Raw genomic sequence first — 2,782 nt, 5'->3', positions numbered from 1 at the left:
CGCCGGCGCCCGTCGTGCCGCCGACGTGGCCGCTGACGGGCGTGCCGGGCGAGCCCGCGCAGCGTCCCGCGCTCGGCGTGAAGATCGAGAACACCGCGGTCGCGCGTCCGCAGACCGGCCTGGAGCAGGCGGACGTCGTGTGGGAGACGATCGTCGAGTTCGAGGTGTCGCGGCTCGTCGCGGTCTTCCACTCGCAGGTGCCGGCCGAGGTGGGCCCGATCCGGTCGGTGCGTCCGATGGACCCGGTGATCCTCGCGCCGACGCACGGCCTGCTCGTCTTCTCGGGCGGGCAGCCGGGGATCCTCGCGCTCGTCAAGGACAGCGGCCTGCAGATGATCTCGCACGACGCGGGCGCCGACGGCCTCTACCGCACGCGGGACCGGGCGGCGCCGCACAACGTCTACGGCACGCCCGAGGTGTTCTGGGCGCAGGCCGACGCGAACCACCAGGCGCCGCCCGGGGAGCAGTTCACGTTCGCCCGCAGCGCCGACCGGTCGGCGGCGGTCGCGGGCGGCACGCCCGCCACGACCCTCGACTTCCGCCTGTCGGCCGCGTCGAACCCGCGCTGGTCGTGGGACGCGGGGTCGGGGACGTGGCTGCGCTCGGAGGGGCAGGTGCCCGCGAACGCGCGCAGCGGTGCGCGGCTGTCGGCGGTGAACGTCGTGTCGATCACGGCCGCGCACCCCAACACGCAGTTCGGCGCGCAGGGTGGTGCCCCCGTGCCGACGTACGAGCTGGTCGGCTCCGGTGACGGGGTGGTCGCGACGGGCGGGAAGACCGTCGCGGTGCGCTGGCAGAAGGACGCGCAGGACGCGCCGCTGCGGCTGTTCCTGCCCGACGGGCGCCCGGCCGACCTCGCGCCCGGCAACACGTGGGTCGAGCTCGTCCCCGCCGGCTCGGGGTCGCTCACGGTGGGCTGAGCCCGCCGGAGGGAGGGCCGCGGACGCGGCCGGGTCCACCTCGGGGCGGAACGTTGTCCTCCCACGGGTGGGTTTCCCGCCGGCAGGTTCCCGACGTGGGGGCGACGCGCGCGCCGGGGGCGCCGCGACAGTCTTGTCGTCATGGCCACCGAGCACCTGCAAGCCCGCGAGCACAGCACCGCGTCGCTGGGCGCCGTCGTCGCGTCCGTCGTGATCCTCGCGGGTCTCGCCCTGGGGGCGACGCTCGCGATCAGCCAGGTCGTCGACCTCGCGGCGTGGGCGTTCGGTCGTCAGTGAGCGCCGGCTCCCGCGCGCCTGCTGACGGGGTGGAGGGATCTCGTCAGTAGGCGTACGGGAATCCGGACCAGTCGGGATCGCGCCTTTGGAGGAAGGCGTCGCGTCCCTCGACGGCCTCGTCGGTCATGTAGGCGAGCCGGGTGGCCTCCCCGGCGAACACCTGCTGACCGGCGAGGCCGTCGTCCGCCAGGTTGAAGGCGAACTTGAGCATGCGGATCGCCTGCGGCGACTTGGTCGCGATGATGCGGGCGTACTCGAGGCCGGCCTCCTCGAGCTCGTCGTGCGGCACGACGTCGTTGACCGCGCCCCACGCGTAGGCCTCGTCGGCGGAGTACTCGCGGGCCAGGAAGAAGATCTCCCGGGCGCGCTTCTGCCCGACCTGCCGGGCGAGCAGCGCCGACCCGTAGCCGCCGTCGAACGAGCCGACGTTGGCGTCGGTCTGCATGAACCGGCCGTGCTCGCGGCTCGCGATCGTGAGGTCGGCGACGACGTGCAGCGAGTGCCCGCCGCCCGCGGCCCAGCCGGCCACGAGCGCGACGACGACCTTGGGCATGGTCCGGATGAGCCGCTGCACCTCGAGGATGTGCAGCCGGCCGGCGCGCGCGGGGTCGACGTCCTGCGCGGTGTCGCCGTCGGCGTACCGGTACCCGTCGCGGCCGCGGATGCGCTGGTCGCCGCCCGAGCAGAACGCCCAGCCGCCGTCGCGCGGGCTCGGGCCGTTGCCCGTGAGCAGGACGGTCCCGACGGACGACGTGGTGCGCGCGTGGTCGAGCACGCGGTAGAGCTCGTCGACGGTGTGCGGGCGGAACGCGTTGCGGACCTCGGGACGGTCGAACGCGACGCGCACGACGGGCAGGTCGCGACCGGTGGCGCCGGCGGCGCGCTGCGCGTCGTCGGGCCGCGCGTAGCCGCGGTGGTACGTGAGGTCGGTGAGGTCCTCGAAGCCGTCGACGGTGCGCCAGCGGCGGGGGTCGAACGTCGTGGAGACGGGTGCGGGCAGCGCGGGCTCGGCGGTCGGGGAGGTGTCGCTCACGTCGTCACCCTAGTGTTCGATTATTCTGGTACGGTCGTACTAGAACGTGCGCGGGACGGCGGACCTGACACCCGGCGCGCACGACGCCCGCCGACGGTGGCGGGCCCGCACGGAGGTGCCTTCCCTCATGGCCTGGATCGTCCTCGTCCTGTCCGGCGTGCTCGAGGCGGGCTGGGCGCTCGCGCTCAAGCAGTCCGCGGGCTTCACCAAGCTCTGGCCCAGCGTCTGGTTCGTCGTGCTCGCAGCCGCGTCCTTCGCGGGCCTGAGCTTCGCGCTGCGCAGCCTGCCCGTCGGCATCGCGTACGGCGTGTGGGTCGGCGTCGGGGCCGCGACCACCGCGGTCGCCGCCGCGATCCTGCTGCACGAGCGGATGTCGGTGCTCACCGTCGTGTCGCTCGTGCTCATCGTCGCGGGCGTCGTCGGGCTGCAGCTGTCCGGCAGCAGCCACGCGTGACCCGCACGAGCAAGGGCACGCAGCGCCGCGACCAGCTCGCCGCCGCGGCCGCCGACCTCGTGCTGCGTGAGGGCCCCG

At 74.4% G+C, this 2,782-nt stretch carries 4 protein-coding genes; 3 read left to right on the top strand and 1 reads right to left on the bottom strand.

The annotated features are described in order from the left end of the window. The coding region (locus HGA02_RS15550) for a DUF3048 domain-containing protein (protein ID WP_210728654.1) at window positions 1-920 on the top strand (920 nt) is incomplete at its 5' end. A gap of 141 nt (window positions 921-1,061) precedes the next feature. After that, the gene (locus HGA02_RS15545) at window positions 1,062-1,217 is read left to right on the top strand and encodes a hypothetical protein (RefSeq protein ID WP_168679966.1); all 156 of its coding nucleotides are present in this window, start codon (window positions 1,062-1,064) and stop codon (window positions 1,215-1,217) included. A 43-nt stretch (window positions 1,218-1,260) separates the two neighbouring features. Here HGA02_RS15545 and HGA02_RS15540 read toward each other — a convergent pair whose 3' ends face one another. Then, window positions 1,261-2,250 (bottom strand): 1,4-dihydroxy-2-naphthoyl-CoA synthase, encoded by a 990-nt coding sequence (locus HGA02_RS15540; protein WP_168679965.1) that lies wholly within the window; start codon window positions 2,248-2,250, stop codon window positions 1,261-1,263. 127 nt (window positions 2,251-2,377) lie between these two features. Between HGA02_RS15540 and HGA02_RS15535 the strand changes: the two genes are divergently transcribed. Then, window positions 2,378-2,704 carry a DMT family transporter gene (locus tag HGA02_RS15535; RefSeq protein WP_168679964.1) on the top strand — a complete coding sequence of 109 codons (327 nt, stop codon included), beginning with the start codon at window positions 2,378-2,380 and terminating at the stop codon, window positions 2,702-2,704. Window positions 2,705-2,782 lie beyond the last annotated feature (78 nt).

It is taken from the genome of Cellulomonas septica (assembly GCF_012396155.1).
GTDB lineage: Bacteria > Actinomycetota > Actinomycetes > Actinomycetales > Cellulomonadaceae > Cellulomonas > Cellulomonas septica.
Note: the sequence above shows the minus strand (reverse complement) of the source record. Positions and strands in the feature narration are given on the sequence as shown.